The sequence below is a fragment of the Saccharothrix espanaensis DSM 44229 genome (assembly GCF_000328705.1).
Lineage (GTDB): Bacteria > Actinomycetota > Actinomycetes > Mycobacteriales > Pseudonocardiaceae > Actinosynnema > Actinosynnema espanaense.
In genome coordinates this window covers 3,237,241-3,264,081 of the sequence record NC_019673.1, presented here as the reverse complement: position 1 = coordinate 3,264,081, position 26,841 = coordinate 3,237,241, and the positions used below count along the sequence as shown (strand labels likewise).

25 protein-coding genes and 1 pseudogene are annotated in these 26,841 nt (G+C 72.0%); 11 read left to right on the top strand and 15 right to left on the bottom strand.

All coding sequences use genetic code 11. From position 1 onward, the window contains the following. Nucleotides 1-11: 11 nt before the first annotated feature. From pdxT to BN6_RS14910, 3 genes are all read right to left on the bottom strand, one after another. Entirely contained in the window at nt 12-617 is a 606-nt protein-coding gene (gene pdxT, locus BN6_RS14920) for a pyridoxal 5'-phosphate synthase glutaminase subunit PdxT (protein ID WP_015100486.1), read from the bottom strand. An 82-nt stretch (nt 618-699) separates the two neighbouring features. After that, a complete protein-coding gene (locus tag BN6_RS14915; RefSeq protein ID WP_015100485.1) occupies nt 700-2,118 on the bottom strand; it encodes an amino acid permease in 1,419 nt (472 codons plus the stop codon). Between the two features lie 12 nt (nt 2,119-2,130). After that, entirely contained in the window at nt 2,131-3,363 is a 1,233-nt protein-coding gene (locus BN6_RS14910) for a trans-sulfuration enzyme family protein (protein ID WP_015100484.1), read from the bottom strand. 60 nt (nt 3,364-3,423) lie between these two features. On the opposite strand from BN6_RS14910, the gene BN6_RS14905 reads away from it, so the two are divergent. The 3 genes from BN6_RS14905 (at nt 3,424) to BN6_RS14895 (ending at nt 6,275) form a co-directional block, all read left to right on the top strand. Next, nucleotides 3,424-3,903, top strand: a complete 480-nt coding sequence (locus BN6_RS14905; RefSeq protein WP_015100483.1) for an Lrp/AsnC family transcriptional regulator — start codon at nt 3,424-3,426, stop codon at nt 3,901-3,903. 127 nt (nt 3,904-4,030) lie between these two features. After that, nucleotides 4,031-5,878, top strand: a complete 1,848-nt coding sequence (locus tag BN6_RS14900; RefSeq protein WP_015100482.1) for an acyl-CoA dehydrogenase family protein — start codon at nt 4,031-4,033, stop codon at nt 5,876-5,878. A gap of 19 nt (nt 5,879-5,897) precedes the next feature. Continuing rightward, the gene (locus tag BN6_RS14895) at nt 5,898-6,275 is read left to right on the top strand and encodes a DUF6292 family protein (RefSeq protein WP_041312822.1); all 378 of its coding nucleotides are present in this window, start codon (nt 5,898-5,900) and stop codon (nt 6,273-6,275) included. Nucleotides 6,276-6,433: 158 nt separating this feature from the next. On the opposite strand, the gene BN6_RS14890 is transcribed toward BN6_RS14895, so the two are convergent. The 3 genes from BN6_RS14890 to BN6_RS14880 are packed head-to-tail and all read right to left on the bottom strand — an operon-like array spanning nt 6,434 to nt 7,953. After that, nucleotides 6,434-6,922, bottom strand: coding sequence for a SigE family RNA polymerase sigma factor (locus tag BN6_RS14890; RefSeq protein ID WP_051075574.1), 489 nt, complete (start codon nt 6,920-6,922; stop codon nt 6,434-6,436). Between the two features lie 45 nt (nt 6,923-6,967). Then, complete coding sequence (locus tag BN6_RS14885) at nt 6,968-7,273, bottom strand: AzlD domain-containing protein (RefSeq protein WP_015100479.1); 306 nt, start codon at nt 7,271-7,273, stop codon at nt 6,968-6,970. Then, nucleotides 7,270-7,953, bottom strand: a complete 684-nt coding sequence (locus BN6_RS14880; RefSeq protein WP_015100478.1) for an AzlC family ABC transporter permease — start codon at nt 7,951-7,953, stop codon at nt 7,270-7,272. Before BN6_RS14880 ends, BN6_RS14885 begins: the two co-directional genes overlap by 4 nt. 57 nt (nt 7,954-8,010) lie before the next feature. Between BN6_RS14880 and BN6_RS14875 the strand changes: the two genes are divergently transcribed. From BN6_RS14875 to BN6_RS14865, 3 genes are all read left to right on the top strand, one after another. Continuing rightward, nucleotides 8,011-8,568, top strand: a complete 558-nt coding sequence (locus tag BN6_RS14875) for a helix-turn-helix domain-containing protein (protein ID WP_015100477.1) — start codon at nt 8,011-8,013, stop codon at nt 8,566-8,568. 89 nt (nt 8,569-8,657) lie between these two features. Then, entirely contained in the window at nt 8,658-8,915 is a 258-nt protein-coding gene (locus tag BN6_RS14870) for a hypothetical protein (RefSeq protein ID WP_051075573.1), read from the top strand. Next, the gene (locus BN6_RS14865; protein ID WP_015100475.1) at nt 8,912-9,316 is read left to right on the top strand and encodes a type II toxin-antitoxin system VapC family toxin; all 405 of its coding nucleotides are present in this window, start codon (nt 8,912-8,914) and stop codon (nt 9,314-9,316) included. The genes BN6_RS14870 and BN6_RS14865 overlap by 4 nt, the downstream gene beginning before the upstream one ends. Nucleotides 9,317-9,367: 51 nt before the next feature. Here BN6_RS14865 and pdxS read toward each other — a convergent pair whose 3' ends face one another. Together pdxS and BN6_RS14855 are read right to left on the bottom strand one after the other, a co-directional pair. Then, nucleotides 9,368-10,276, bottom strand: a complete 909-nt coding sequence (gene pdxS / locus BN6_RS14860) for a pyridoxal 5'-phosphate synthase lyase subunit PdxS (RefSeq protein WP_408005302.1) — start codon at nt 10,274-10,276, stop codon at nt 9,368-9,370. A gap of 235 nt (nt 10,277-10,511) precedes the next feature. Next, nucleotides 10,512-11,354: a PaaX family transcriptional regulator C-terminal domain-containing protein gene (locus BN6_RS14855; protein WP_015100473.1), complete on the bottom strand. Its 843-nt coding sequence runs from the start codon at nt 11,352-11,354 to the stop codon at nt 10,512-10,514. Between the two features lie 49 nt (nt 11,355-11,403). Here BN6_RS14855 and BN6_RS14850 point away from each other — a divergent pair, with 49 nt between their 5' ends. From BN6_RS14850 to BN6_RS14840, 3 genes are all read left to right on the top strand, one after another. After that, nucleotides 11,404-12,381 carry an alpha/beta hydrolase family protein gene (locus BN6_RS14850; RefSeq protein WP_148302880.1) on the top strand — a complete coding sequence of 326 codons (978 nt, stop codon included), beginning with the start codon at nt 11,404-11,406 and terminating at the stop codon, nt 12,379-12,381. Beyond that, a complete protein-coding gene (locus tag BN6_RS14845; protein ID WP_015100471.1) occupies nt 12,378-13,436 on the top strand; it encodes a saccharopine dehydrogenase NADP-binding domain-containing protein in 1,059 nt (352 codons plus the stop codon). The genes BN6_RS14850 and BN6_RS14845 overlap by 4 nt, the downstream gene beginning before the upstream one ends. 117 nt (nt 13,437-13,553) lie before the next feature. After that, a complete protein-coding gene (locus tag BN6_RS14840; RefSeq protein WP_015100470.1) occupies nt 13,554-15,611 on the top strand; it encodes an elongation factor G-like protein EF-G2 in 2,058 nt (685 codons plus the stop codon). Nucleotides 15,612-15,615: 4 nt separating this feature from the next. Here the strand turns inward: BN6_RS14840 and BN6_RS14835 are convergent, their stop codons facing one another. The 4 genes from BN6_RS14835 to BN6_RS14820 all read right to left on the bottom strand — a co-directional run bounded on the left by BN6_RS14835 (nt 15,616) and on the right by BN6_RS14820 (nt 19,944). Then, nucleotides 15,616-16,578 carry a sensor histidine kinase gene (locus BN6_RS14835; protein WP_015100469.1) on the bottom strand — a complete coding sequence of 321 codons (963 nt, stop codon included), beginning with the start codon at nt 16,576-16,578 and terminating at the stop codon, nt 15,616-15,618. Continuing rightward, entirely contained in the window at nt 16,575-16,892 is a 318-nt protein-coding gene (locus tag BN6_RS46660) for an STAS domain-containing protein (RefSeq protein ID WP_015100468.1), read from the bottom strand. The genes BN6_RS14835 and BN6_RS46660 overlap by 4 nt, the downstream gene beginning before the upstream one ends. A 263-nt stretch (nt 16,893-17,155) precedes the next feature. Then, entirely contained in the window at nt 17,156-18,646 is a 1,491-nt protein-coding gene (locus tag BN6_RS14825) for a CoA-acylating methylmalonate-semialdehyde dehydrogenase (RefSeq protein ID WP_015100467.1), read from the bottom strand. Then, a complete protein-coding gene (locus BN6_RS14820) occupies nt 18,643-19,944 on the bottom strand; it encodes an aspartate aminotransferase family protein (RefSeq protein ID WP_051075572.1) in 1,302 nt (433 codons plus the stop codon). The genes BN6_RS14825 and BN6_RS14820 overlap by 4 nt, the downstream gene beginning before the upstream one ends. Nucleotides 19,945-20,052: 108 nt before the next feature. Between BN6_RS14820 and BN6_RS14815 the strand changes: the two genes are divergently transcribed. After that, nucleotides 20,053-21,666, top strand: a complete 1,614-nt coding sequence (locus BN6_RS14815) for a PucR family transcriptional regulator (protein ID WP_041312816.1) — start codon at nt 20,053-20,055, stop codon at nt 21,664-21,666. A 96-nt stretch (nt 21,667-21,762) separates the two neighbouring features. On the opposite strand, the gene BN6_RS14810 is transcribed toward BN6_RS14815, so the two are convergent. The 3 genes from BN6_RS14810 to BN6_RS14800 all read right to left on the bottom strand — a co-directional run bounded on the left by BN6_RS14810 (nt 21,763) and on the right by BN6_RS14800 (nt 25,044). Beyond that, entirely contained in the window at nt 21,763-22,281 is a 519-nt protein-coding gene (locus BN6_RS14810; protein WP_015100464.1) for a hypothetical protein, read from the bottom strand. Nucleotides 22,282-22,507: 226 nt separating this feature from the next. Further along, a complete protein-coding gene (locus BN6_RS14805; protein WP_015100463.1) occupies nt 22,508-23,941 on the bottom strand; it encodes a S1 family peptidase in 1,434 nt (477 codons plus the stop codon). Nucleotides 23,942-24,057: 116 nt separating this feature from the next. Further along, nucleotides 24,058-25,044 carry a LysR family transcriptional regulator gene (locus BN6_RS14800; RefSeq protein WP_041316826.1) on the bottom strand — a complete coding sequence of 329 codons (987 nt, stop codon included), beginning with the start codon at nt 25,042-25,044 and terminating at the stop codon, nt 24,058-24,060. A 243-nt stretch (nt 25,045-25,287) separates the two neighbouring features. Here BN6_RS14800 and BN6_RS14795 point away from each other — a divergent pair. Further along, a pseudogene (locus BN6_RS14795) lies at nt 25,288-26,830 on the top strand (NCS1 family nucleobase:cation symporter-1); the annotation flags it as partial. Between the last annotated feature and the right edge of the window lie 11 nt (nt 26,831-26,841).

Sequence of the window (26,841 nt, the reverse complement as noted above, 5' to 3'; positions counted from 1 at the left end):
CCGTCTGATACTCAGCCCGCGGCACGGACCATGTCCACGAAATGGCGGTGCACGCGCCCGTCGCCGGTCAGTTCCGGGTGGAACGAGGTGGCGAGCACGTGCCCCTGCCGAACCGCGACGATCCTACCGGCGGCGGCTCCCGCCTCGGCGGATTCGGGAACCCGGGCGAGTACTTCTACACCTTCTCCCACGTTTTCCACCCACGGGGCGCGGATGAAGACCGCGTGCACCTCGCCCACGTCGGTGAAGTCGAGGTCCGCCTCGAAGGAGTCCACCTGCCGGCCGAACGCGTTGCGCCGCACGACGATGTCCAGCCCGCCCAGCTGGTGCTGGTCGGCCCGGCCGTCGAGGACCCGGTCGGCGAGCAGGATCATGCCGGCACACGAACCGTAGGTCGGCATTCCCTCCTTGATCCGGGCGCGCAGCGGCTCCAGCAGGTCGAACGTCGCCAGCAGGCGGCTGATCGCGGTCGACTCGCCACCGGGCAGCACGACGCCGTCGACCTCGGCCAACTCCTCCGGGCGGCGGATCGGGCGGGCCAGCACGTCGGCCTCGGCGAGGGCGACCAGATGTTCATGGACGTCGCCCTGCAGGGCGAGGACACCGACGACGGACACGGCTGGTTTCCTCCTCGTTGAACTGCCCCCAGCCTAGGTGACCGGCCCGGACGGGGTGCTGTCCGGGCCGGACGTGGCGGCGCTAGTCGCGGGCGGCGACCCGCTCCGGCGGCTGGTGGGCCGCCGGGCGGCGGGACTGGATGGCGCGCCAGCCGACGAACAGCACCGCGGCGAGCACGGGGATGGACCAGAACGCGATCCGCTCGGGGGTGCCGGCGAACGCCATCAGCACGACGAGCAGCGCGAGGAACGCGAGCGTGCCGTAGTTGGTGTAAGGAGCGCCGGGCATCCGGTAGGTCGGGCGTTCGAGCTCGCCGCGCAGGGCGGCCTGGCGCAGCTTGAGCTGGCTGACGATGATCGTGGCCCAGGTCGCGACGACGCCGAGCGACGCGACCGCGATGGCGATGTCGAACGCCTCCTTGGGCACGACGTAGTTCAGCACCACGCCGGCCAGGTAGGCGACGGACGTGAACAGGATGCCGCCGTAGGGCACGTGCCGGGAGTTCATCCGCCCGGTGAACGCGGGGGCCTCGCCCTTCTGCGCCAGCGACCGCAGGATGCGGCCGGTGGAGTACAGGCCCGAGTTGCACGACGAGAGCGCGGCGGTGAGCACCACGGCGTTCATGATGTCGCCGACCGCCGGGATCCCGAGGGCGGAGAACACGGTGACGAACGGGCTTTCCGCGCCGCTGTAGACGTTCCACGGCAGGAGCATCGCGAGCAGGAGCACGGAGCCGACGTAGAAGATGCCGATGCGGTAGACGACGCCGTTGATGGCCTTGGGCATGATCTCGCGCGGGTTGGCGGTCTCCCCCGCCGCGATGCCGACCAGCTCGACCGCGGAGTAGGCGAAGATCACGGCCTGCAGGGTCATCAGGGCGATGCCGACACCGGCCGGGAACATGCCGCCGTTGTCGAACAGGTTGTGCACGCCCGCCTCGTGGCCGGCGATGTCGGCGCTGCCGATCACCAGGGCCGCGCCGGTGAACAGGAAGACGACCAGCGCGGTGACCTTGATGACGCTGAACCAGAACTCCAGCTCGCCGAACAGCTTGACCGACACCAGGTTGATCCCGACCAGCACGCCGAGCGCGATCAGCGCGGTCACCCACTGCGGGAGGTCGGGCAGCCAGCGGTGCACGTAGATGGCGACGGCGGTGATCTCGGCGATTCCGGTCATCGCCCAGTTCACCCAGTACATCCAGCCGGAGGTGAATCCGGCCCACGGGCCGATGAACTCGCGGGCGTATTCCACGAAACTGCCGGCGGTGGGCCGGTGCAGGATCAACTCGCCCAGCGCGCGCATCACGAAGAACGCCGCGATACCGCACGCGGCGTAGGCGAAAATGAGGGCGGGACCGGCTTCGGCGAGTCTCCCGCCGGCCCCGAGGAACAGTCCGACGCCGATGGCGCCACCGATGGCGATCATCTGCACTTGACGCTTGGACAGCGCTTTGGTGTAGCCGTCGGCGTCCGGCTCCATTGCCCTCTGCTCATTCATGGTGGCCGAACGCTAGTTGCTCCGGGAGAGCGCACGGAATTGACTTGAGGAAGATTTGATGTAATCAGTGTCACAGGTCGAGGCGGGTTTCGAATTGCCCGAGAGAGCCTGGTCGAGGTCGTCCCAGAGGTCTTCCACGTCCTCCAGGCCGGCGCTCAGGCGCAGGAGGTTGTCGGGCACTCCGGAGGCGTGGCGGTCGGCCGCGGGAACCAGGCGGTGGGTCAGCGCGGCGGGGTGTTCGACGAGGGTGTCGACCGAGCCGAGGCTGACGGCGGGAGTGATCAGGCGCAGTCGGCGGACGATGGCGTTCGGGTTTTCGGTGGGAGTGAAGGCGAGCATTGCGCCTGGGCCCCGCAGCTGGGTTCCGAGGAGCGGGTTCGCGGTGAGGCTGGGGTGGCGGACGGTCGTGACGGCAGGGTGTTCGGACAGGCGGTGGGCCAGTTCCGTGGCGGTTCGTTGGGCGGCTTCGACGCGCAGCGGGAGGGTCGCGAGACCCCGGTGCAGGAGGTAGCCGCCCAACGGGTGGAGCACCGCGCCGGTGATGATCCGGACCTGGCGCAGGGCCTTGGCTTCGGATTCCGCGCAGGCGACCACGCCACCGAGAACGTCTCCGTGACCTCCCAGGTACTTGGTTCCGGAGTGGAGGACGTAAGTCGCGCCCAGGGGTGCCGGGTTTTGCAGAATCGGTGTTGCGAAGGTGTTGTCGACCATGACCGGAACGTGGCCGGCTTGCGCGACGACGTGCGCAATGTCGATCAGGTCGAGATTGGGGTTCGCGGGGGTTTCGAGAACGATCAGACCGGTGTCGGGCGTGATTGCGGCGGCCACGTCGTCGGCGGTGGTGTAGGTGGTTCGAACCCCCAGCAGGCCGGAGGAGAGGAGGTGGTCCGTCCCGCCGTAAAGGGGCCTTACGGCTACCACGTGCGGCTTGGTGGTGAGGACGCAGGCGGCCTGGACCACGGCGGTCACCGCGGCCATTCCGCTGCCGAACGCCACTGCGGCCTCGGTGAGTTCGAGGGCGGCCAGTGCGTTCTCGAACCGCGCGACGGTGGGGTTGTGCAGGCGGGAGTAGACCGGGGACGTGGCGTGGGCGGCGCCCTCGGCCAGGGCTTGCAGGGCGTCGCCACCTTCGGCCTGATCGGGCACGGGGTAGGTGGTGGAGAGGTCGATCGGGGGCGCGTGCACGCCCAGTTCCGCGAGGTCGTCGCGTCCACCGTGCACTGCCGTCGTCCGCAAGCGTGTCATGGCGCGATCGTGGACTTTTCGTCGGTCCGATGGCGAAGATTCCGCAGGGACTTCGGAGGGATGGGGAGGTGGGCCGCAGTGGATTCGATCGACGCCGCGATCGTGCGGGAGTTGCAGAAGGACGCGCGGGTGGCCAACAAGGACTTGGCCGAGCGGGTGAACGTCGCCGCGTCGACGTGCGTGGTCCGGCACCGGGCGCTGCGGGAGCGCGGGGTGATCACGGGGTACCACGCGGAGGTCGACCTGGCCGCCGTCGGCCGGCCGGTGCAGGCGGTGATCGCGGTCCGGGTACGGCCGCACACGCGGGTGGTCGTGGAGCCGTTCATGGAGTACGTGCTGTCACTGCCGGAGGTGTTGGCGGTGTCGCACGTGGCGGGGCCGGAGGACTTCCTGGTGCACGTCGCGGTCGCCGACGCGGCCCACCTGCAACGGCTGGTGCTCGATCGGTTCACGACGAGGAGGGAAGTGAGTGAGTTGCATACGAACCTGTTGTTCCAGCACGTTCGCAAGCACAACGTCCCGCCGACCACAGAGGACTAGCGCCTCCGCCGGCCACAGTGGAGGTGGAGTGACGCCCGCTTCGACCGTACGGGAGCGGGCGGGGTGGAGTGGGTGGTGGGGGCGGTGGTGAGCGGCGGTGAGGTGGGGGGTGTGTTAGCAATTCAGCATGGCTGACGTACTCCGTGATCTGTTGGACGGGCGCTGGGCGGAAGTTCGCCGTGGGTCTCTGGAGCTGCTGGGGAAGCTGGAGCCGGCGGGCGAACTGGGGCGCGAGGAGTACCGGGCCTGGGTGTTGGAGCAGATGCGGGCCTTGGCGGCGGGTGGGCACCCGTTGATCGGGTTTCCGGCGGAGCACGGCGGGCGTGACGACGTCGGCGGGTCGGTGGTGGCGTTCGAGGTGCTGGGGTTCGGCGACCTGTCGCTGATGGTGAAGGCCGGCGTGCAGTGGGGGCTGTTCGGCGGGGCCGTGCAGGCGTTGGGGACGCGGGAGCATCACGAGTTGCTGCCCGCGATCATGAGCATGGATCTGCCCGGGTGCTTCGCGATGACCGAGTCGGGGCACGGGTCGGATGTGCAGAACCTCCGTACTACGGCGACGTATGACGTTGAGGCGCAGGAGTTCGTCGTGCACACGCCCGACGCGTCGGCGCGCAAGGACTACATCGGCAGCGCCGCGCGTGACGGGCGGATGGCGGTCGTGTTCGCGCAACTGGTGACGGGCGGTACGTCGCACGGCGTGCACGCGGTGCTGGTGCCGATCCGGGACTCGTCGGGCGCGCCGATGCCGGGCGTGCGGATCGAGGACTGCGGGCCGAAGGCCGGGCTGAACGGCGTGGACAACGGACGCCTGTGGTTCGACGGGGTGCGGGTGCCTCGGTCGGCGCTGCTGGACCGGTACGGGTCGGTGTCGGCCGACGGCGAGTACTCCAGCCCGATCGAGGGGGCCGGGCGGCGGTTCTTCACCATGCTCGGCACGTTGGTGCGCGGGCGGATCAGCGTGGCGGGTGGTGCGGGCAGCGCGACCAAGAAGGCGCTGACCATCGCGATCCGGTACGGGTCGACCCGGCGGCAGTTCACCCGGCCGGACTCCGGCGACGAGGTCGTGGTGCTGGACTACCTGGCCCACCAGCGGCGGCTGCTGCCCGCGCTGGCCACGTCCTACGCGCTGCACTTCGCGCAGGAGGAACTGGTCTCGGCGCTGCACGACGTGGCCGACGACCGGGCGCAGCGGGAGCTGGAGTCGCGGGCGGCGGGGGTGAAGGCGGTCTCGACCTGGCACGCCACGGCGACCATCCAGGCGTGCCGGGAGGCGTGCGGCGGGGCCGGGTACCTGGGCGAGAACCTGGTGGCCGGGCTGAAGGCCGACACCGACGTGTTCACCACGTTCGAGGGCGACAACACCGTGTTGCTGCAACTGGTCGCGAAGGGACTGCTGACCAGCTACCGCGACCACGTCGGCGACCTGGACCCGTGGGGGATGGCGCGGTTCGTGGCCGACCAGGTCGTGGACGTGGTGATCGAGCGCACAGCGGCGCGCGCGATCATCGACCGGCTGGTCAGCGGCAGCTCCGACGCGTTGCTGGACCGGGGTTGGCAGGTGCGGCAGTTCGAGGACCGCGAGCGGCACGTGCTGGAGGGGTTGGCGCGCCGGTTGCGCCGGGCCACCCCCGAGAACGCGTTCGACGTGTTCAACACGGCGCAGGACCACGTGCTGCACGCCGCGCGGGCGCACGTCGACCGGGTCGTGCTGGAGGCGTTCGTGGCGGCCGTCGACCGGTGTCCGGACCCCGAGGTCTCGGCGTTGTTGGACACCGTGTGCGACCTGTACGCGCTGAGCACGATCGAGGCTGACCGCGCGTGGTTCCTCGAACACGGTCGGTTGACGGCGGCGCGTTCCAAGTCCTTGACGCAGGCCGTGAACCAGCTGTGCGCCGGTTTGCGCCCGCACGCGCGGCGTCTGGTGGACGTGTTCGGGGTGCCCGAGGGCTGGCTGGCGGCACCGATCATCGGCTGATCGGGACAGAATGGTCCGTATGGACGAGCTGACCGTAGGACTGGCCGGATATGTGCAGGCCGTCGCAGAACAGGTCGGCGTGCCGCCCGAAGGCACCGAGTTCGAGGTGAGCGACACGGCGACCGCGTACCTCGGGCTGGCCGAGGGTGCGGGCCGTGACCTGATGCTGTTGTGGAACGAGGTGCACGGCTGGTCGATAGCCGTGGAGACCGACCCGACCGAACCGCCGGTGGTGCTGGCCCAGCTCGGCGTCTCGCTGGTCCCGCCGCCGCGCGCGGTGGCCCGGTTCGTGGAGGACGTGCTGGCGGGCCGGCGCGGCAGCGACCGCCCGGCGGTGGACGACGGCCGGGACGCCCTGACCGCCCGCCTGCGCCCCTACGTGCGAGACCGCGATTAGGCGAATGGGCGAAGAGGTGAATGGGCGAATGGGCCGAGGGGTGAATGGGCCGAGGGGCGTGAGGTCGCTGGTGGTGGAGGGGGCTGGAGCGGGGGCGCGGGTGGGCGCGGTCGGGTGGGAATGGCGGGGGTGCCGTCGAGTGGAGTGAGTGGCGGGGGTCAGGCGGTGGAGTGGTGGGGGGAGAGGAATTCGCGCAGGGCGGCCAGTCCTTTGGCTGCCTGGCTCTTCACCGTGCCTTCGGCGCAGTTCAGGTGTCGGGCGGTTTCGGCGAGGGTCAGGTCGGCGCAGTAGCGCAGCACGACCGCGGCACGTTGGCCGGGCGGCAGCCGGACGAGGGCGGCTCGGACGTCGAGCACGTTCTCCACGGCGGCCGGGGGCACGGGGACCGGCGGCAGCTCTCCCACCGTGGTCTCGTGGCGGCGGAGCCGTCGGCGGTGCTCGTCGATCGCCGTGCGCACCAACACCTTCCGGGCGTAGGCGTCGAGGTTCACGTCCTGGCCCAGGCGGGGCCAGGCCGTGAACAGCTTGGCCAGCGTCGTCTGCGTCAGGTCGTCCGCGGTGTGCTCGTCACGGCAGAGCCGGTACGCGGTGCGGCGGATCGTCGCGGTGCTCTCAGTTGCGTACCGCAGGAATTCGTCGTCGGTCACACTGGCTGTTGGCCGCAACGGTGTCGCGCGTCCCCGTGCACTCCGTCACACGCCGACGAACCGCAGGCCCGCCGTCGTGGCGGCGGCGAGGATGACGACGACCACGAACGGCGCTTTGCGCCACGCGGCCAGGCCGCCGACCAGCACGCCGGCCGGCAGCGCCCAGCCCGCGAACCCCTGGCCCTTGGTCAGCGCGGATGATGCCACCAGCGCGACGAGCAGCACGGTGGCCGACAGGGACAGCAGTTCGCGCGCCTTCTCCGGGATCGTGATCCGGTCCCGCAGCAGCGGGCCGGCCAGGCGGAACGCGAAGGTGCCCGCGGCGAGCACCAGGACGGCGGCCAGGGTCATGCCGGGACCTCCTCGCGGCCCTGGAGCGCGACGGCCAGGCCGCCGAGCGCGAGCAGCACGGGCACGCCGGCGGGCAGGAACGGGGTGGTCGCCAGGGCGATCGCCGAACCGAGCAGGGCGGCGTGCCGGGTGCGCCGGTCCTTGAGGGCGGGCAGGGTCAGCGCGAGCAGGGCCGCCGGGAACGCCGCGTCCAGCCCGAACGCGCCGGGGTCGCCGATCGCCTGGCCGACCAGCGCGCCGGCGACGACGGCGACGTTCCACGCGCCGAACAGCGCGATGCCGCACGACCAGTAGGCGGCGCGGGCGCGGGCCGGGTCGCGCTGGGCCAGCGCGAACGCGACGGTCTCGTCGATCAGCAGGTGGCTGCCGACGATCCGGGCGACCAGGCCCCGGCCGAGCACGTCGCCGACGGCCAGGCCGAAGGGCAGGTGCCGGGCGTTGAGCACCAGGCCGGCGAGCACGGCGGCGGCCGGGCTGCCGCCGGCGGCGACGATGCCGACCGCCATGAACTGCGAGCCGCCCGCGAAGACCAGCAGCGACATGACCACCGGCAGCCACCACGGCAGGCCGGCGGCGACCGCGATCGCGCCGAAGGAGGCGCCGTTGACCGCAGCGCCGGCCGCCACCGCGGCGACGTCACGCAGCAGGCCGTTGTCCAGGGTTCGCCATGTCGAACGCATCGTCTTCTACGATGAACAGTCGAGGGACTGTTCGTCAAGACGAACGATTGGACTGTCATGCCGAACACAGGGGCTCCGCTGGAGGTCATCGCCGCGTCGCTGCGGCGGGAGCGGGAGCGCGTGGGACTGTCGCTGAGCGAGTTGGCGAAGCGGGCCGGGGTCGCGAAGTCGACGCTGTCGCAACTGGAGGGCGGCAGCGGCAACCCCAGCGTGGAGACGCTGTGGGCGCTGGGGGTGGCGCTCGGTGTCCCGTTCAGCAGGCTGGTCGACCCGCCCGTGGCGCGGGTGCAGGTGATCCGGGCCGGCGAGGGGCCGGCGATCTACTCGGAGCGGTCGCACTACACGGCCACGCTGCTCGCGTCATGCCCGCCGGGGGCGCGGCGGGACATCTACCAGCTCACCGTCGAACCCGGTGCACCCCGCGAGTCGGAGCCGCACATGCCGGGAACGGTGGAGCACATCATCGTGAGCCGGGGACGGGTGCTGGCTGGGCCGCAGAGCGCTCCGGTGGAACTGGGCGTCGGCGACTACATGTCGTACCCGGGCGACCTGCCGCACACGTGCGCGGCGCTGGAACCGGGCACGGCGGTGGTGATGGTGATGGAGCACGTGTAGAACACCCGTTCGAGCGACTGCGTTCAATACGGGAATCGACCGAAGACTGGTGCATGCACACTGCTACCGCACCACCTAGGCTCGAAGACATGACCGATGAGGAGCGCGAGACCAAGCCCGTCCACATCCGCGACGTACCGGTCGACGTGATCGAGGTCCTCCAGCGCAGGGCGGGCCGGGCGGGCATGTCGCTCACCTCCTACCTGCGCCACACCTTCGCCGAGATGGCGGCGCGCCCGACCATGGAGGAGTGGGTCGAACGGGCCACCGACCGCTCGTGGGGCGTCCGGCGCGAGGCGATCCTCGACGCGGTGCGCGAGATCCGGGCAGGGGTGGACGAGAAGTGAACCCCACCGTCGTGGTCGACTGCTCGGCACTGATCGAGGTCGTCGCGGCCAGGACCCCCGACCTGGGGCTGCTGCGCCGGCTGTCCACCTCGACCGTAGCCGCTCCCGCGCTCATCGACGCCGAGGCGCTGGGCGTGCTGCGCCGATTGGAGCGGATCGAGGAGCTGACCACCGAGGAAGCCACCTCAGCCATCGCCATGGTCCACGCCGCGCCCGTCGACCGGGTGCCGCTGCAACCGCTGATGGAACGGGCCTGGCAGTTCCGCTCGTCGGTGCACTCGGCCGACGCGTTCTACCTCGCGCTCGCCGAGCACCTCAACGTCCCGCTGATCACGTGTGACGCGAAGCTGGCCGGGTCGAACGGGCATCAGGTGGACATCGAGGTCTTCCCGGTGTCCTGAGACGCGCGACGGCCCGCAGGAGCGTGTCCTGCGGGCCGTCGTGTGAATGGGTTACCAGCCGCGCTCGGCCAGTCGGTGGGGCTGGGGGATCTCGTCGACGTTGATGCCGACCATCGCCTCGCCCAGGCCGCGGGAGACCTTGGCCAGCACGTCCGGGTCGTCGTGGAACGTCGTCGCCTTCACGATCGCCTCGGCGCGCTGGGCCGGGTTGCCGGACTTGAAGATGCCCGAGCCGACGAAGACGCCCTCGGCGCCGAGCTGCATCATCATCGCCGCGTCGGCCGGGGTCGCGATGCCGCCGGCGGTGAACAGCACGACCGGCAGCTTGCCGGCCTCCGCCACCTCGCGGACCAGCTCGTACGGGGCCTGGAGCTCCTTGGCCGCGACGAACAGCTCGTCGGCCGGGAGGTTCTGGAGGCGCCGCAGCTCCGCGCGGATCTTGCGCATGTGGGTGGTCGCGTTGGACACGTCGCCGGTGCCCGCCTCGCCCTTGGAGCGGATCATCGCCGCGCCCTCGGTGATCCGGCGCAGGGCCTCGCCCAGGTTCGTCGCGCCGCACACGAACGGCACGGTGAACTGCCACTTGTCGATGTGGTTGGCGTAGTCCGCCGGGGTCAGCACCTCGGACTCGTCGACGTAGTCCACGCCGAGCGACTGGAGGACCTGGGCCTCCACGAAGTGGCCGATCCGGGCCTTGGCCATCACCGGGATCGACACCGCCGAGATGATGCTGTCGATCATGTCCGGGTCGCTCATCCGGGACACGCCGCCCTGCGCGCGGATGTCGGCGGGCACGCGCTCGAGCGCCATGACGGCCACCGCGCCGGCGTCCTCGGCGATCTTGGCCTGCTCGGCGTTGACCACGTCCATGATCACGCCGCCCTTGAGCATCTCCGCCATGCCGCGCTTGACGCGGGCGGTGCCGGTGACGTGGGTACCGGAGTCGGATGAAGTGGTCACGGCCAACCTTTCCAGAGAGTGAACAACACCTCCATGGTACGTCGCACGTGGACCGGTCGCGCAGGCCAATCCGGCACGTTCTCGGCAGGCCACTCGGAACACAACCGCTGGTAGTGGCCTACGCCACCTTCGGTACCTCGGACAGCGACGGAACACCGCGAGCCCCCGTTCGGCGGCTTGCCACGGCGTCATGGCCGCTTCTGACGACGGCCTGTGCGGGCGGGCCGCCGGATCGTCATCGAAGGTCATCCAGAGCGTCGTCGTACATCCGGAACAGCGCGGGCAGCCGGTCGGCGGACGCGGCCACCTCCGCCCAGCAGCGCGCCACCAGCGCACGGGCCTGCGCGCCGACCCACGGTGCGGGCAGCAGCACCGGCGGCAGCAGCGGGTCGGGTTCGACGGCGCGGGTGAACTCGGCGGCCAGCTCCACCGCGATGCGCAGCAGGTCGACCCGGGCCACCCCCTCCTGGAGCCGGCGCAGCCGGACCCGGGCCACCTCGGCGAGCCGCTCGTGGCGGGCGGCGATCTCGTCCAGCGGCCACAGCCGGGCGGCCAGGTCGACCGGCGAGGACTCGCGGCCGACGCGCAGGTCCGCGCTGCTCAGGAACGTGACGGTGGACAGCACGCCGAGTTGCGCGGCCTCGCCTTCGACCAGCTCTTCCCACTCGTGCGGCGACACGTAGAGGCCGCTGTGCAACGCCGCGCCGCCCAACCGCACGATCGCGTCGCGCAGCGCGTCGCGCGCGGGCCGCTGCGACTCCGGCACGGCGAACGCGACCAGGTGCCACACGCCGTCCCACGACACCTCTCCCGCGTCCTGCCGGTACATGAACCGGACGAACTCGACGTCCGGTTCGGCGGCGCGCCGGGCGTGCGGGGTCATCCGGAGCACGGCCTGCCGCCCGCGCCCCTCGACGGTGAACTTCTGCTCGGCGACCAGCCGCTTCACGCACAGCCGCACCTGCTGGTCGCTCATCCCCAGCTCGCCCGCGACCTCGTACAGCTCGGCCGCGTCGACCGTGCCGTCCACGCCCACGAGGGCTTCGACCACGGTCCGGGTGGGCACCTCGACGTCCATGTGTTCAACTCTAGTACGTTCGTAGGGAGAACGATAGTTTTGGAGGCAGATGATGAAGCGGTGGTTGCTCGCGGTGCTCGCGGGCGTGCTGGTGCTGGGGGTGGCGACCGGGGGTTGGGTGGCTTACCAGCACTCCTACGACCTGCGCGAAGAGCGCGTGGAGATCGGCGACCTGCGGGGGGTGCTGGCCCTGCCGGAGACCGGCGGACGGCACGGGCTGGTGGTGTTCGTGCACGGCGACGGGCCGGTGGACGCGACCCACGAGACGTTCTACCGGCCGATCTGGGAGGCGTTCGCCCGCGCCGGGTACGCCTCGCTGTCCTGGGACAAGCCCGGTGTGAACGGCGCGCCCGGCAACTGGCTGCACCAGAGCATGGCCGACCGGGTCCGGGAGACGCTCGACGCGGTCGCGTGGGCGAAGGGTCGGCCGGAGATCGACCCGGACCGGATCGGCCTGTGGGGTGCGAGCCAGGCCGGGTGGGTGCTGCCGGCGGCGAGCCGGCACCCGGACGTGAAGTTCATGATCGCGGTCGGCACCGCGGTGAACTGGCACGAGCAGGGCCGGTTCAACCTGCTCGCCGAGCTGCGCGAGCGGGGTGCGCCCGCCGAGGAGGTGGCCGCCGCGCTGGCCCGGCGCGAGGCGACGCTCGACCACTTGCGGCGCGGGTCGAGCTTCGAGGAGTACCGGGCGGCGGTGGGCGAGTCCGACCTGACCGCCGACCGGTGGCGGTTCATCCTGGCCAACCACGAGTCCGACGCGGCGGCGGACCTCGCCCGGGTAGAGGTGCCGACCCTGCTGGTGCTCGGCGGACGGGACGTGCACGTGGACGTCGCCGACACCGAGGCCGGCTACCGGCGGCTGGTCCGACGCCTGGAGGTGCGGTCCTACCCGGACGCCACGCACGCCATCACCCCCGCCGACCGCGGCGAGCTCGCGACCACGGCGGTGGCGATCGCCGCGCCGCGCTCGGTGTTCGCGGAGGGCTACCTCGACGACATGCGGCGCTTCCTGGAGGGCTTGCGGTGAAGGTCGTGGCGCTGGGCGGCGCGGGCGCGGTCGGCGCGGTGGCCGCGCGGGTGGCGGCGGCGCTGCCCGGCGTGCGCGAGGTGGTGGTGGCCGACCTCGCCGGCGGGGTCCGGGTCGACATCGCCGACGGGGCCGCGCTGCGCGACCTGCTCGCCCCGGCCGACGTCGTGCTGAACGCGGTCGGGCCGTTCTACCGGTTCGGGCCGGCGGTGCTGCGCGCCGCGATCGACACCGGCACCGACTACCTGGACGTCTGCGACGACTGGGAGCCGGTCGACGGGCTGTTCGCGCTGGACGCGGCGGCGCGGGCGGCCGGCGTGCGGGCGGTGGTCGGGATGGGCGCGAGCCCCGGCGCGAGCAACCTGCTGGCGGCGCTGGCCGTGCGCGAACTGGCCGCCGTGGACGAGGTGCACACCGCGTGGCCGGCCGACGGGACGCTGGACGGGCGGGTGAGCGCGGCGGTCGTGCACTGGGTGAAGCAGGTCAGCGGCCGGATCGCGGTGGTGGAGGGTGGCGAGGTGGTCGACCGCCCGCCGTTGCGGCCGGTCCGGCTCGACCTGCCCGGCGGGCTCGCCGGCACCGCGCACACCGTCGGCCACCCGGAGCCGGTGATGTTCCACCGCACGTTCCGGCCGGTCACCTCGACCACGCTGATGGTCGCCCCGCCAAGCACGATCGCCTACCTCGACGTGCTGCGCCGGGACCTCGACGCGGGCCGGCTCACCCCGGACACCGCCGCCGCCGCGCTGGTCCGCCCCGGCGCGCGGCGGGTGCTGCGGTCGTTGGCCCGGCGGTTCGCGGGGCCCGGCACGCTGCCGCCGTTCTTCGCGGTGGCCACCGGCGGCGGGCGGACGGCGGTGGCCCGGCTGGACCACGCGCCGCTGACGGCCGACATGGCCGAGGCGACCGGCCTGCCGCTGGCGCTCGGGCTGGCCCAGCTGTCCGGCGTCGCACCGGGCGTGCACCCGCCGGAGGCGGCGATCGACCCGGAGCGGTTCTTCGCCGACCTCGCCCGGCACCACCCCGACGTGGCGGTGGACGTCCGGGTGTCGTGACGCTGCGTGCATCACGTCCGGGTTCCTCCTGCCGGGTTGGAGGTGCCCGCTTGGGCTTGTCCCATCGCCGCCGTAGGTGTGAGATCGAACACTAAACACTTGTGGAGGGTGGTCCTCATGGGAACCAAGAGCTCCGACAACGGCCACTCGGCAGGCGCGGTCGCTGTGGACAACCCGGCCAAGGTCCGCAACGTCGTGCTGGTCGGCCCGTCCGGCTCCGGCAAGACGACGCTCACCGAGGCCCTGCTCGCCACGACCGGCGTGCTGACCCGAGCGGGATCGGTCACCGAGGGAAACACCGTCTGTGATCACGACCCGGCCGCCGTGCGCCAGCAGCGGTCGGTGGGACTGGCCGTCGCGCCGGTCCGGCACGGCGACGTCAAGATCAACTTCATCGACACCCCCGGCTACGCGGACTTCGTCGGCGAGCTGCGCGCGGGCCTGCGCGCCGCCGACGCCGCGCTGTTCGTGGTCAGCGCCGCCGAAGGGGTGGACGCCACCACCATCGCGCTGTGGGAGGAGTGCGCGGCGGTCGGCATGCCGCGGGCCGTGGTGATCGCCCGCACCGACCACCACCGGGCCGACGTCGCCGGCGAGATCGCCGCGTGCCAGGAGGCGTTCGGCGCGGGCGTGGTGCCGCTCTACCTGCCCGCCGACGACGGCCTGGTCAACCTGCTGACCACCGAGGACCCCCGGTACGAGGAGCAGCGCAACGCGCTGATCGAGGGCGTCATCGCGGAGAGCGAGGACGAGACCCTGATGGACCGCTACCTGGCCGGCGAGCACGTCGACCAGGCCACGCTGATCGCGGACCTGGAGACCGCGGTCGCGCGCGGCTCGTTCCACCCGGTCCTGGCGGTCTGCTCGGCGACCGGGCTCGGCCTGCCGGAACTGCTCGACGGGATCACCCGCGCGTTCCCCTCGCCGCTGGAGCACCCGCTGCCGGAGGTGACCGGCGTGGACGGGATCCCGCACCCCCGGCTCGCCGCCGACCCGGACGGCCCGCTGGTCGCCGAGGTCGTGCGCACCGCCGTCGACTCCTACGTCGGCCGGGTGTCGCTGGTGCGGGTGTTCTCCGGGACGCTGCGCCCGGAACGCCCGGTGCACGTCTCCGGCCACGGCATGGCCGACCGGGGCCACGAGGACCACGACACCGACGAACGGGTCGCGCACGTCTACTCGCCGCTGGGCGCGACCCTGCGCGAGGTGCCCTACTGCGTGGCCGGCGACCTGTGCGCGCTGACCAAGCTCGGCTCCGCCGAGACCGGCGACACGGTGTCCGCGCCGGAGCGCCCGCTGCTGGTCGCCCCGTGGGAGATGCCGGAACCGCTGCTGCCGGTCGCGGTCGTGCCGCGCAGCCGCAGCGACGAGGACAACCTGGCCCGCAACCTGGGCAAGCTGGTCGCCGGCGACCCGACGCTGCGGCTGGAGCGCAACGCCGAGACCCACCAGCTCGTGCTGTGGTGCATGGGCGAGGCGCACGCCGACGTCGTGCTGGCCCGGCTGCGCGCCGGCGGCGCGGAGGTCGACACCGAGCCGGTCCGGGTGGCCCTGCGCGAGACGTTCGCCGCGCGGTCCCCGGGCCGCGGCCGGCACGTGAAGCAGTCCGGCGGGCACGGCCAGTACGCGGTGTGCGACGTGGTCGTGGAGCCGCTGCCGCGCGGGTCCGGGTTCGAGTTCGTGGACAAGATCGTCGGCGGCGCGGTGCCCAACCAGTTCATCCCCAGCGTCGAGAAGGGCGTGCGGGCGCAGCTGGAGCGCGGCCTGCTCGGCGGCCACCCGGTGGTCGACGTGCGGGTGACCCTGGTGGACGGCAAGGCGCACTCGGTGGACTCGTCGGACGCGGCGTTCCAGACCGCCGGGTCGCTGGCGCTCAAGGACGCCGCCGCCAACGGCAAGACCGCGCTGCTGGAACCGGTGGACGAGGTCGTCGTCCGGCTGCCCGACGAGCACCTGGGCACCGTCCTGGGCGACCTGTCCGGCCGGCGCGGCCGGGTGCTGGGCACCGAGGCCGACACCGCGGGCTACACGGTGATCCGCGCCGAGGTGCCCGCGACGGAACTGCTCAGGTACGCCGTCGAGCTGCGCTCGCTGACCTCCGGCACCGGCGCCTACACCCGCCGCTTCAGCCGCTACGACCCGCTGCCCCAGGCGTTGGCCGCGCGCTCGTCCTGACCGGTCACCGGTGAGCCGGGCCCGCGAGCTCCGCCGAGCGCGGACCCGGCAGCTGGAGCCTGAGCACCGTGACGCCGCCCTCGGTGCGGACCTCCACCGACTCGCAGATCTGCCGGGTCACCCAGAGCCCCTCCCCCGGCTCGGCGGCCGCGGTCAGCTCCGGCGGCCGGAACCCGGCGAACGGCGCGACGTCGACCGCGCTCGCCCCGGACAGCTCGCACACCACCGACCCGCCGGCCGGCCACAGCGCCAGGTGCCCGTCGTCGCCGACGAACCGCAGCGCCTCGCCGACCGCGACGGTCAGCAGCGCCGCGTGCTGCTCGGTCAGGCCGAGCCGGGCCGCGTGCTCGAACACGAACCGGCGCAACGCGTTCGGGTCGCCGCCCAGCGGCAGGGTCTCGACGTCATCGGGGCGCGGCGGCATCGGCACCGCGTCGCACGCCCGCGCGTACTCGCCCGGTTCGACGTAGTCCGGCGATTCCAGCACGTCGGTGCCGCGCACGTGGGTGGGGTGCGTGCGCAGCGCGTGCGCCAGGCCCTCCTCACCGACCACGCGGGCGTCGTAGGGGCAGATCATCCACACGTTGGTGTCGGCCAGCACGACGTTGAGGCCGGCCTCCATCCGCCGCCAGGCGCGCACGTCGGCCCGCGTGCGGCCGGCCCACAGCGGTTCGGCCAGCACCCGCACGTTGCGGCCGACCGGACCCGCTTTCCGCTGCCAATACCGGATGAACTCGGTGGCGCGGGCCGGCGGGCGTCGGCCGAAATAGGCGGTTTCCGCGAAATCGAACCGGTGGGCCCGTTCACCGAGCGCCGAGCGGAGCAATTCCAGGTTCGCCGGGGTGGTGGTGACCAGCACCGGTTCACCGAGCGCCAGGCCGTCTTCGACGAACGGCACCGACATCGTCAGGAATTCGTCGTCGTCCGCGTACACGGCGGCGTCGTGCCGGAAGTGCTCGTTGCTCATCGCGGCATGTCTCCGTTCGCCAGGACCAGGCCGGGAGCACCGGCCCAGCCGATGGCTCTGATCGCCCATTCGTGGTGTTCGGCCAGCTCCAGCACCAGGCTGCGGCCGGCTTGTGCCAGCTCAGCGGCCATGGCGCAGAGCACGCGCAGTTCCGCCGTCCGGAGGAACGGCACGGCTCGCAGGTCGAGCCGGACGTCCGGGTGCGCCGGGCGGCCGGGTGCGAGCACGGCGGCGCGCAGCACCTCCGGCGCGACCGCCTCGAGGACACCGGTCAGCACGAGACCGGGTGGGTCGCCTTGTCGGGTGAGGACCACCTGAGAAACTCCTGGCAGGATTTCGCGATGAGTCGAACCGACGACCCCGAGCCGAGTTCGCACGACGGACGTCGACCCTACGCCCATTCCCCGGCGCACTCAAACCCGACTTGTTCGACGGTGCGTCGACAATAGTGGAGAATTGTTCGCCTATTGCTTCGCGCAGCCCGGACCACCTGCGCGTTCCGGGCGGCACGAGGGGGCACCGCCCGACGCGCGGGGCCCCTCCCCCGGGTCAGGGGGAGGGGCCCGAGGGACGTGGATCAGGTGTTCTGCGGGAAGCCCAGGTTCACGCCGCCGTGCGACGGGTCCAGCCAGCGGCCGGTGACGACCTTGGTCCGGGTGTAGAAGTGGACGCCCTCCGGCCCATAGGCGTGCGAGTCGCCGAACAGCGAGTCCTTCCACCCGCCGAACGAGTAGTAGGCCACCGGCACCGGGATCGGCACGTTCACGCCGACCATGCCGACCTCGACCTCGTTCTGGTACCGCCGCGCCGCGCCGCCGTCGTTGGTGAAGATCGCGGTGCCGTTGCCGTACGGGTTGGCGTTGACGACCTCGACCGCGTCGTCGTAGGACGCCGCCCGCAGCACCGACAGCACCGGCCCGAAGATCTCGTCCCGGTACACCGACATGTCCGCGCCGACGTGGTCGAACAGCGTGGGCCCGAGCCAGAACCCGGACGCGTCGCCGTCGACCGGGTGCCCGCGCCCGTCCACGACCAGCGACGCGCCCTCCGCCACGCCGGCGTCCACGTAGGACGCCACCTTGTCCCGGTGCGCCCCGGTCACCAGCGGGCCCATCTCGCAGCCCGGCCGACGCCCGTCGCCGACGTGCAGCCCGGCGATCCGGTCGGCGATCTTGGCCACCAGCTCGTCGCCGACCGGGTCGACCGCGACCACGACCGAGATGGCCATGCACCGCTCCCCCGCCGAGCCGAAGCCCGCCGAGACGGCCGCGTCGGCGGCCAGGTCGAGGTCCGCGTCCGGCAGCACGACCATGTGGTTCTTGGCCCCGCCCAACGCCTGCACCCGCTTGCCGTGCCGGGTCCCGGTCTCGTAGACGTACTTGGCGATCGGCGTCGACCCCACGAACGACACGGCTTTGACGTCCGGGTGCTCCAGGATCCGGTCGACGGCCTCCTTGTCGCCGTGCACCACGTTGAGCACGCCGTCGGGCAGGCCCGCCTCGGCGAACAGCTCCGCGATGAACACCGACGCCGACGGGTCCTTCTCGGACGGTTTGAGCACGACGGTGTTGCCGCACGCGATCGCGTTGGGCACGAACCACAACGGCACCATCGCCGGGAAGTTGAACGGCGAGATCACGCCGACCACGCCCAGCGGCTGCTGGATCGAGTAGACGTCGACCCGGGTGGACGCGTTCTCGCTGAACCCGCCCTTGAGCAGGTGCGGGATGCCGCAGGCGAACTCCACGGCCTCCAACGCGCGCTGGACCTCGCCGGCCGCGTCGGACAGCACCTTGCCGTGCTCGGCGGTGACGATCCCGGTCAGCTCGGACTTGCGCGCGTTCAACAGCTCCCGGAACGCGAACATCACGGTGGCGCGCCGGGTCAGCGACGCGTTGCGCCAGTCGGCGAACGCGGACCTGGCCGACGCGACCGCCTCGTCCACGGTGGCCGCCGACGCGAAGTCGACGTGCGCGGCGACCTTCCCGGTGGCCGGGTCGTACACCTCGCCGCTGCGGGACGCCTCGCCGTCCCAGGGCTTTCCGCCGATCCGGTGGGTGATCCTCACAGCACGTCCCCCAGGATCCCGAGTGCTTCCACGACCTCGTCCTCGGTCACCGTCATCGGCGGCGCGAGCCGGATGACGTTGCCGTACAGGCCGCCCTTGCCGACCAGCAGGCCGCGTTCCCGGCTGCCTTCGAGCACGGCCGCGGCGGCCTTCGGGTCGGGTTCGCCGGCCGGGCCGACCAGCTCGATGCCGACCATGAGCCCCTTGCCGCGCACGTCGCCGACGGCCGGCCGGTCCTCGGCGATGGTGCGCAGGCCGTGGCCCAGCAGGTCGCCCATCTTCGCCGCGTTGGCCTGCAAATCGTGGTCCAGCAGGTAGTCCAGCGTCGCCAGCGCGCCGGCGGTGGACACCGGGTTGCCACCGAAGGTGGAGATGGAGTTGGCGCTGATGCTGTCCATCAGGTCGCCGCGGGCCACCACGCCGCCGATCGCCAGGCCGTTGCCCAGGCCCTTGGCGAAGGTCATCGCGTCCGGCGTGACACCGTGCGCCTGGATGCCCCAGAAGTGCTCGCCGGTGCGCCCCCAGCCGGTCTGCACCTCGTCGGAGATCAGCAGGATCCCGTACTCGTCGAGGACCTCCTTGAAGGCGGCGAACAGCCCGTCCGGCGGGGTGGCGAACCCGCCGACGCCCTGGATCGGCTCGGCCAGCAGGCAGGCCACGTCGCCGGCGGTGGTCGTCTCGATGACCTCGCGCAGGTCGGCGACGCACGCCTTGATGTAGTCGGCGTCGGAGAAGTCCTTGAACGGGCTGCGGTAGCGGTAGCCCCCGTGCACCCAGCTCACCTTGAGCGGGCTGAGCGAGGACGCCGACCAGCCCCGGTTGCCGGTGACGGCCATGCTCGCGAACGACCGGCCGTGGTAGGAGTTGCGCAGCGCCAGCACCTGGTCGCTGCGGCGGTACCCGGTGGCCAGCATGAGCGCGGTCTCGTTGGCCTCGGTGCCGGAGTTGGTGAAGAACACCTTGGCGTCCGGGATGCCGGAGAGCGTGGCGATCTTCTCGGCGAGCTCGACCTGGGCGCGGATCAGGTAGAGCGTGGAGCTGTGCAGCACGCCGGTGTCGAGCTGCGCGCGGACCGCGTCGCTGATCTCGGCGACGTCGTAGCCGATGGCGTTGGTCAGGATCCCGGCGAAGAAGTCGAGGTAGGTGTTGCCCTCGCGGTCGGTCACCCGGCGGCCCTGCGCGCAGGCCAACTCGATGGGCTGGTCGTAGTAGAGGGCCAGCCAGTCGGGCATCACCGCGCGGTGCCGGGCCAGCAGTTCGGCGTGGCCGCCGCGGTGCACGCCGTCTTCGGGTGCCATCGGTCCTCCTCGGGGGGCGTCGGTGCTCTGTGAAGTCTGGTGGGGACACCGCGACGCCGCCATGCACAACGTGTACCGCTTTTCGGGAGTTCGCATTACGTTGTGTCCATGTACCCCACGGTTGCCGAAGCGCTCGCCCTGCCGGTCATCCGCCGGGGCCGGCCCAGGGTCATCGCGGGCGCGGCCGGGATGCAGCGCCGGGTGCGCTGGGTGCACGCCGCGGAGGTCGCCGACATCGCGCACCTGCTGCGCGGCGGCGAGCTGGTGCTGACCACCGGGATCGCGCTGCCCGAGGACCCGGCGGGGCTGACCCGGTACGTCGACGACCTGGCCGCCGTGGGCGCGTCCGGCCTGGTCGTGGAGCTGGTGCGGCGGTGGGCCGACGAGGTGCCGGGCGCGCTCGTGGCCACCGCCGAGAAGCACGGGCTGCCGCTGGTCACCCTCGCCCGCGAGACCCGGTTCGTGTCGGTCACCGAGGCGGTCGTGGCGCTGATCGTGGACGCCCAGCTCGCCGAGCTCCGGGCCGCCGAGCAGGTGCACGAGACGTTCACCGCGCTGACCGTGGCCGGGGCGGAACCGGCCGAGGTGCTGCGCGAGGTGGCCCGGACCTCCGGCCTGCCGGTCGTGCTGGAGACCCTCGGGCACGAGGTGCTGGCCTACGACGCCGCCGGTCAGGACCCCACGGCGCTGCTCACCGAGTGGGGCGCGCGGTCGCAGGCGGTGTCGCTGCCCGAGCGCACGGCCTACCACGAGGGATCGGGCTGGCTGGTCACCGTGGTCGGCGCGCGCGGGGCCGACTGGGGCCGGCTGGTGATCGTCTCGCCGGACCCGCCGCCGCACCGGCACGTCGTGGTCGCCGAGCGCGCGGCCTCCGCGCTGGCCGTGCACCGGCTGGTGGCGCGCGACCGCGAGTCGCTGGAGCGGCAGACCCACCGCACGCTGCTCACCCAGCTCCTCGGCCGGCCGCCGCAGGACCTGCCCGCCCGCGCGGCGGCGCTCGGCGTGCCGCTGGACCGCAGGCAACTGGTCGGCGTGGCGATCCGGCCGGGCACGGCGAGCGCGCCCGCGCAGGCCCTGGCCACCCAGGAGGTGCTGCGGGACCTGGCCGAGGCGACCGCGCTGGCCACCCGCCGGGTGACGGTGCCCGCGCTGGTCGGGGTCGTGGACGACACCAGCGTGCGGGCCCTGCTGTCGCTGCCGCCCGCCGCCGGGATGGACGGCGTGCTGCGCCGGCTGGCCCGCGAGGTGCACCGGACCGCCGCCGCGACCCAGCACGCGCTGCCGGTGGTGATCGCGGTCGGCACCACCGTCTCGTCAACGGCCGACGTGCGGCGCAGCCTGGGCGAGGCCGCCCACATCGCGGGCGCGGCGCTGCGGTCGCCGGGCAACCGGCTCTACCACCGGCTGGACGACGTCCGGTTGCGCGGGCTGCTGCACCTGTTGCGCGAGGACGAACGCGTGCGCGCTTTCGCGGACCGCGAACTCGGGGCGTTGATCAACCGCGACGTGAATCAGGGCAGCCGGTTGGTGGAACTGCTGCGCTGCTATTGCGAGAACGGCGGCAACAAATCAGCGGCGGCGGCGGCTGCGCACTTGTCCAGGACGGCGTACTACCAACAGCTCTCCCGGATCGAACAGGTCCTCGGGGTGTCGCTGGAAGACCCCGAATCGGTCCTGTCGCTCTACGTGGCGCTGTTGGTGCAGGAAATGGGCGAGCCCTGATCACCGAAACCGATCACCGAATCCGATCACCGGGGCCGAACCGCCGGCACCGCCCCGGGGGGACCGGGGCGGTGCCGGCGGGTGCTCGGCGGGTGCTCAGCCGCCCAGGACCGGCAGGGTGACCGGCCCGGCACCGCCCGGCAGGCCGGGCACGGCGGGCTTGTTCACGGTCGGCGCCGGGACCGCGGGCGCGCCGGGCAGCTTCGCCACGGCGGGTGCGGTGACCTCGCGGGCCTGCGCCTCCGGCGACCCCAGCGGGAGCTGGGAGCCGATCGGCAGCGAGCCGATGGGGAGCTGACCGATCGGGAGCTGACCGATCGGTAGCTGGGCCACCGGGGGCAGCGCGCCGGTCGGCAGGTCGGCCGACGGGAGCTGCGGGGCGGACGCCACCGGCGACTGCGCCGGCGTGGGGAGCTTGAGCGCCTGACCGGCGACCAGGTTCGTGGCGGGCTTGGCCAAGCCGACGTCGAGGCGGTGAGCAGCCTCGCCGACCTTGCCCTCCACGACGTCCAGCGGAGCCTCGGCGGCCGAGGCGGTGCCGGCCATCAGCGGGGCCGCGCCGGCGGCGAGCAGGGCAGCGGCGCGCAGAAGTCCGCGGGTGCGGTGTGCAGACACGATGTTCCCATCCTGATTGGGGACCGAACGGTTGACCAACCCTCTATCGGCACCCTGAAACGCATTCCGCACCTCTCGATCGGGTGACTGACGCTGCGTGTCGCTTCCTCACCCGATCGTGAAGCACCGTCGCACTGTCGACAGTGGACGCTCGCTGCGAGGCCGCGCGGGCCCGCGCCGGGGAGACTCGGCACGGGCCCGCGACGGGTGTTGCTCCCCCGGTGAATCAGGGGTTGGTGACCCCCAGCGTGTAGCTGCCGGAGCCGCTGTATGCGTGCACCTGGAACCGGTAGTAGCCGGCGGTGCCGTTGTACGTCACGGTCTCGTTGGCACCCGGGCTGTCGCCCTTGGCCACGACGGCCCACGAACTGCCGTTCCACTTCTGGAGGTACAGGTCGAAGTCCGCACCTGTCGGACCCACCAGGCAGCCGACGTGCGCGCCGGACACCGTGGACTGGTAGTAGCTGTTGTTGGGCTGGTAGACCTGACCGCCCGCGGCGAGCGACCCGGTGTAGCGGGCCTCCGCCGTGGCGCAGCCGGTGGGCGGGTTCGGGGTGCCGCCACCGCCGGTCACCAGGGTCAGGCCGTAGGTCTGGAGGATCTCGTTGACCGGCTGGAAGTACGTCGTGCCGCCGGACGAGCAGTTGCCCGACCCGCCGGAGGTGACGCCCTGCGCCTGGGTGCCCGCGAGCAGCGAGCCGCCCGAGTCACCGGGCTCGGCGCAGACCGTGGTCTGGATGAGGCCGGTCACCGTGCCCTGCGGGTAGGACACCGAGGAGTTGCGGGCCTGGATCGTGCCGCAGTGCCAGCCGGTCGTGGAGCCCGACCGGCACACCGTCGCGCCGACCGCCGCGTCCTGCGACCCCGCGACCGACACCGTGCCACCGGAGTAGTTGTTCACCAGGCCGCGCGGGGTGTTGCCCGCCGCGACCTGCACCCACGCGTAGTCGTTGCCGGGGAAGGAAGAGCCCCGGAACGACCCGCTCGGGTTGGACGTCGACGCGCCCGTGGTGCCGCAGTGCCCGGCGGTGATGAAGCCGCCGTTGACCGAGAAGCCGACGGAGCAGCGGGTGCCGCTGCCGATGTTGTACGCGTTGCCGCCGACGACGTCGATCAGCGGGCGCGGGGCTTCGGTCGTGGCCACGTACCGCACCGCGGCCGCGTCGACGCCGCTGGCCGCGACGAACGCGCGGGCAGCGGACAGCTTCTCCGGCTGCGACTTGACCACGACCGTGTTCGTGGGCAGGTCGACGTACCAGCCGGGGACGGACTTGGGCGCCTTGGCGACGTTGCGGTCCAAAGTGGACTTGACCGCGTCCAGGTCGTGCTCGCTGCGCTGCACGAGCCGGCCGCGGCCGCGACCGACCTGGGCCAGGTCGGCCTGCGTGGTGACTCCGACGGTCAGGGTGCCCGACGCGTCGATCCACGCGCCGCCGAACCGGTCGTCCAGCCGCTTGCGCAGGTCGCGGGCCGTGTCGCTGGACGTCCGGTCGGCCGACAGCCGGTCCTCGGCCTGGGCCGCGTTCAGGCCCAGGTCGCGTTGGATGGCGGCGAGGATCTCGGTGCTCTGGTCCGCCGGTGCCGCTTGCGCGGTGGGGGCCAGGGCTCCGGCGGCCACCAGCGCTGCGGCCAGCGCGAGTGGTCTCAACAGTGTTGACATGGGAATTTCTCCTCGAAGGAGTGCAGGGATTCCCCGTGGAAAGTAATTCCGTGCCGTCCGATCGCGGTAATACCGGCTGGGTCATACGACCGCGTGATGGTGGGGCATTCGGGTGATCAGGGGCTCACCGTCTCCCGCGAGTGGTATCGCACGACACCGAAGTCGCGATGCGTCCGCAACCACGCCGCGTAACGGGGATTGCGTTCCGCGGTGTCCCGATAAGCCTCTCCCGCGTACCGCAGGACGTGCGGCGCGAACTCGGCCGCGGGGCTTTCCGGGTCCCAGCCGATCAGGTGCCGCCACCGCAGCGGCGCGCCGGCGAGCGGAATCGCGACGACGCCCGGCGCGCGGCGGAAGGTGGGCTGGCACAGCGCGACCGCGTCACCGGAGGCGGCGAGGTCGATGCAGCTGTTGATGTCGACCTCGTACATGGTCCGGGGGGTGAAGCCGGCGCGGCTGCACGCGGCGACGAAGCACTCGCCGAAGCAGCCGTCGCCGGGCACCACGGCCCACTGCATGTCCTTGAGCTGCCCCAGCTCCACCTCGTCGAGCAGGGTGAACGGGTGGTCGTCGGGGATCAGCACGAAGATCGGGTCGACCGCGATCACGTTCCAGGTGAGCCCGTACTCCGAGGGCGGCGGCGCGTCACCGCAGACCGCGGCCAGCACGTAGTCCAGCCGGCCCTGGGCGACCGCGGCGGCCAGCTCCTCGTTGGACCACGACACCTGGGTGCTGACGTGCGCCCCGGGGTGCGACTCGGTGATCCGGTGCACGACGCCGCCGAGCATCGGCCCGTTCACCGCGCCGACCCGGTAGCGCTCGCTGGGCATGTTGTCGTCCACCAGCCGCAGCGCGTCCTCCTGGAGCCGGGAGAAGGCCGGGAGCAGCACGCGGGCGCGCTCCAGCACCAGCTCGCCCAGCGGGGTGGCGCGCGCCCCCTTGTGATCGCGCTCGAACAGCTTGCCGCCGAGCAGGCTCTCGATCCGGTGCAGTTGCGCGGTGAGCGCGGGCTGCGCTAAGCCCAGCAAGGAAGACGCCTTCGAGAGGCTGCCCGCGTCGGCGATCGCGCACACGACCCGCAGGTGTCTCAGTTCGAGCTTCATCCACACGACGGTAGGTCACTGTTAACACCCAGTCGAGGGGCTGGGGACCCGGAGTGGCCGCATTCCGGCCCGGTCGGCGCCGATCGCGGAGTGGCAATGGACAGTCTGTGCCCTGATCATGGCAAGCGTGGACACTGTGACACTGCCCAGCGCACGCCGGACGCCCCGAGGATGCCGGGATGGAAATCGCGCCGATTCGCCCCAACCGGTGGGTGTTTCACGAGCGTAACAGGGGAGTGACCGATGGCCCTCGACTCCGCAACGCAGGTCACATCGGGTCCCGACGGCCGCGTGGAGCTGCGTGATCATTCCGCGATCACGGGCAGCCCGTACTACAACCGCGAACTGGCGCCGGTCCCGCTGGAGCGGCGCACGTGGACGACCTACAACTTCTTCGCGCTGTGGATGGGCATGGCGCACAACATCCCCAGCTACACGCTGGCCGCGTCGCTGGTCGCGCTGGGCATGGACTGGGTGCAGGCGTTGCTGACCATCACCCTCGGCAACCTGGTCGTGCTGGTGCCGATGCTGCTCAACAGCCACGCGGGCACCAAGTACGGCATCCCGTTCCCGGTCTTCGCCCGCGCGTTCTACGGGGTGCGCGGGGCGAACCTGGTGGCGTTGCTGCGGGCGTTCATCGCGTGCGCGTGGTTCGGCATCCAGACCTGGGTGGGCGGCAAGGCGCTGCACGTGATCGTCGGCCGGTTGGCGGGCGAGGGCTGGTCGGGCGCGCCGGTCGTGCTGGGCCAGGTGTGGACGCTGTGGCTGTGCTTCCTGGCGTTCTGGGTGGTGCAGATGCTGGTGATCTGGCGCGGCATGGAGGCCATCCGGCGGTTCGAGAACTGGACCGCTCCGCTGGTCTCGGTGGGCTTCCTGGTGCTGCTGGCCTACGTGGCGGTCAAGGCGGGCGGGTTCGGCCCGATCCTGTCCGAGCCGTCGCGGCTGGGCTGGGGCGCGGACTTCTGGAAGGTGTTCTTCCCGGCGCTGATGGGCATGATCGCGTTCTGGTCGACGCTGTCGCTGAACATGCCGGACTTCACCCGGTTCGGCGGCAGCCAGCGCAAGCAGGTGCTCGGCCAGCTGCTCGGCCTGCCCACCACCATGTCGTTCATCGCGATCGTGGCCATCCTGACCACCTCCGGCGCGACCGCGCTCTACGGCGAGGCGATCTGGGACCCGGCGGAGCTGGCGAGCCGGTTCGACAACACGGCCGTGGTGCTGGTCGCGCTGGTGGCGCTGGTGCTGGCGACGATCTCGGCGAACCTGGCGGCAAACGTCGTCAGCCCGTCCTACGACTTCTCCAACGCCTTCCCGAAGAAGATCACGTTCGCGGTGGGCGGCCTGATCACCGGCGTGATCGGGATCGTGATCCAGCCGTGGCGGCTGATCGCGGACCCGTCGATCTACGTCTTCGCCTGGCTGGGCTTCTACGGCGGGCTGCTGGCGTCGGTGGCGGGCGTGTTCGTGGCCGGCTACTGGCTGCTCGGCCGGACCCGGCTCGACCTGCCCGACCTCTACCTGGCCGGCCGCGGCGCCTACTGGTTCCGCGCGGGCTGGAACTGGCGGGCGGTCGTCGCGACCGTCGCCGGCTCCCTGCTCGCGGTGGGCGGCGCGTACGGCGGGCCGTTCCCCGCGGCCGGCCTGATCCCGGTGCTCGCACCGCTCTACGACTACAACTGGGTCGTCGGCCTGGTCGTCGGCCTGCTCGTCTACCTGGCCCTGGCGCCAAGGAGGGAGAACGCGTGAGCAACATCGTCCGAGCGGGGCTGGTCCAGCAGAGGTGGACCGGCGACAAGG

Excerpts from the sequence above, each read along its gene's own strand:
- BN6_RS14905 (WP_015100483.1), top strand. The coding sequence starts at position 3,424 with ATGGGGAGGTGGGCCGCAGTGGATTCGATCGACGCCGCGATCGTGCGG.
- BN6_RS14855 (WP_015100473.1), bottom strand. The coding sequence starts at position 11,354 with ATGGACGTCGAGGTGCCCACCCGGACCGTGGTCGAAGCCCTCGTGGGC.
- BN6_RS14880 (WP_015100478.1), bottom strand. The coding sequence starts at position 7,953 with ATGCGTTCGACATGGCGAACCCTGGACAACGGCCTGCTGCGTGACGTC.
- BN6_RS14875 (WP_015100477.1), top strand. The coding sequence starts at position 8,011 with ATGCCGAACACAGGGGCTCCGCTGGAGGTCATCGCCGCGTCGCTGCGG.
- BN6_RS14815 (WP_041312816.1), top strand. The coding sequence starts at position 20,053 with ATGTACCCCACGGTTGCCGAAGCGCTCGCCCTGCCGGTCATCCGCCGG.
- BN6_RS14800 (WP_041316826.1), bottom strand. The coding sequence starts at position 25,044 with ATGAAGCTCGAACTGAGACACCTGCGGGTCGTGTGCGCGATCGCCGAC.
- BN6_RS14895 (WP_041312822.1), top strand. The coding sequence starts at position 5,898 with ATGGACGAGCTGACCGTAGGACTGGCCGGATATGTGCAGGCCGTCGCA.
- BN6_RS14840 (WP_015100470.1), top strand. The coding sequence starts at position 13,554 with ATGGGAACCAAGAGCTCCGACAACGGCCACTCGGCAGGCGCGGTCGCT.
- BN6_RS14885 (WP_015100479.1), bottom strand. The coding sequence starts at position 7,273 with ATGACCCTGGCCGCCGTCCTGGTGCTCGCCGCGGGCACCTTCGCGTTC.
- BN6_RS14835 (WP_015100469.1), bottom strand. The coding sequence starts at position 16,578 with ATGAGCAACGAGCACTTCCGGCACGACGCCGCCGTGTACGCGGACGAC.
- BN6_RS14870 (WP_051075573.1), top strand. The coding sequence starts at position 8,658 with ATGACCGATGAGGAGCGCGAGACCAAGCCCGTCCACATCCGCGACGTA.
- BN6_RS14900 (WP_015100482.1), top strand. The coding sequence starts at position 4,031 with ATGGCTGACGTACTCCGTGATCTGTTGGACGGGCGCTGGGCGGAAGTT.
- BN6_RS14850 (WP_148302880.1), top strand. The coding sequence starts at position 11,404 with ATGATGAAGCGGTGGTTGCTCGCGGTGCTCGCGGGCGTGCTGGTGCTG.
- BN6_RS14820 (WP_051075572.1), bottom strand. The coding sequence starts at position 19,944 with ATGGCACCCGAAGACGGCGTGCACCGCGGCGGCCACGCCGAACTGCTG.
- BN6_RS14805 (WP_015100463.1), bottom strand. The coding sequence starts at position 23,941 with ATGTCAACACTGTTGAGACCACTCGCGCTGGCCGCAGCGCTGGTGGCC.
- BN6_RS14915 (WP_015100485.1), bottom strand. The coding sequence starts at position 2,118 with ATGAATGAGCAGAGGGCAATGGAGCCGGACGCCGACGGCTACACCAAA.
- BN6_RS14910 (WP_015100484.1), bottom strand. The coding sequence starts at position 3,363 with ATGACACGCTTGCGGACGACGGCAGTGCACGGTGGACGCGACGACCTC.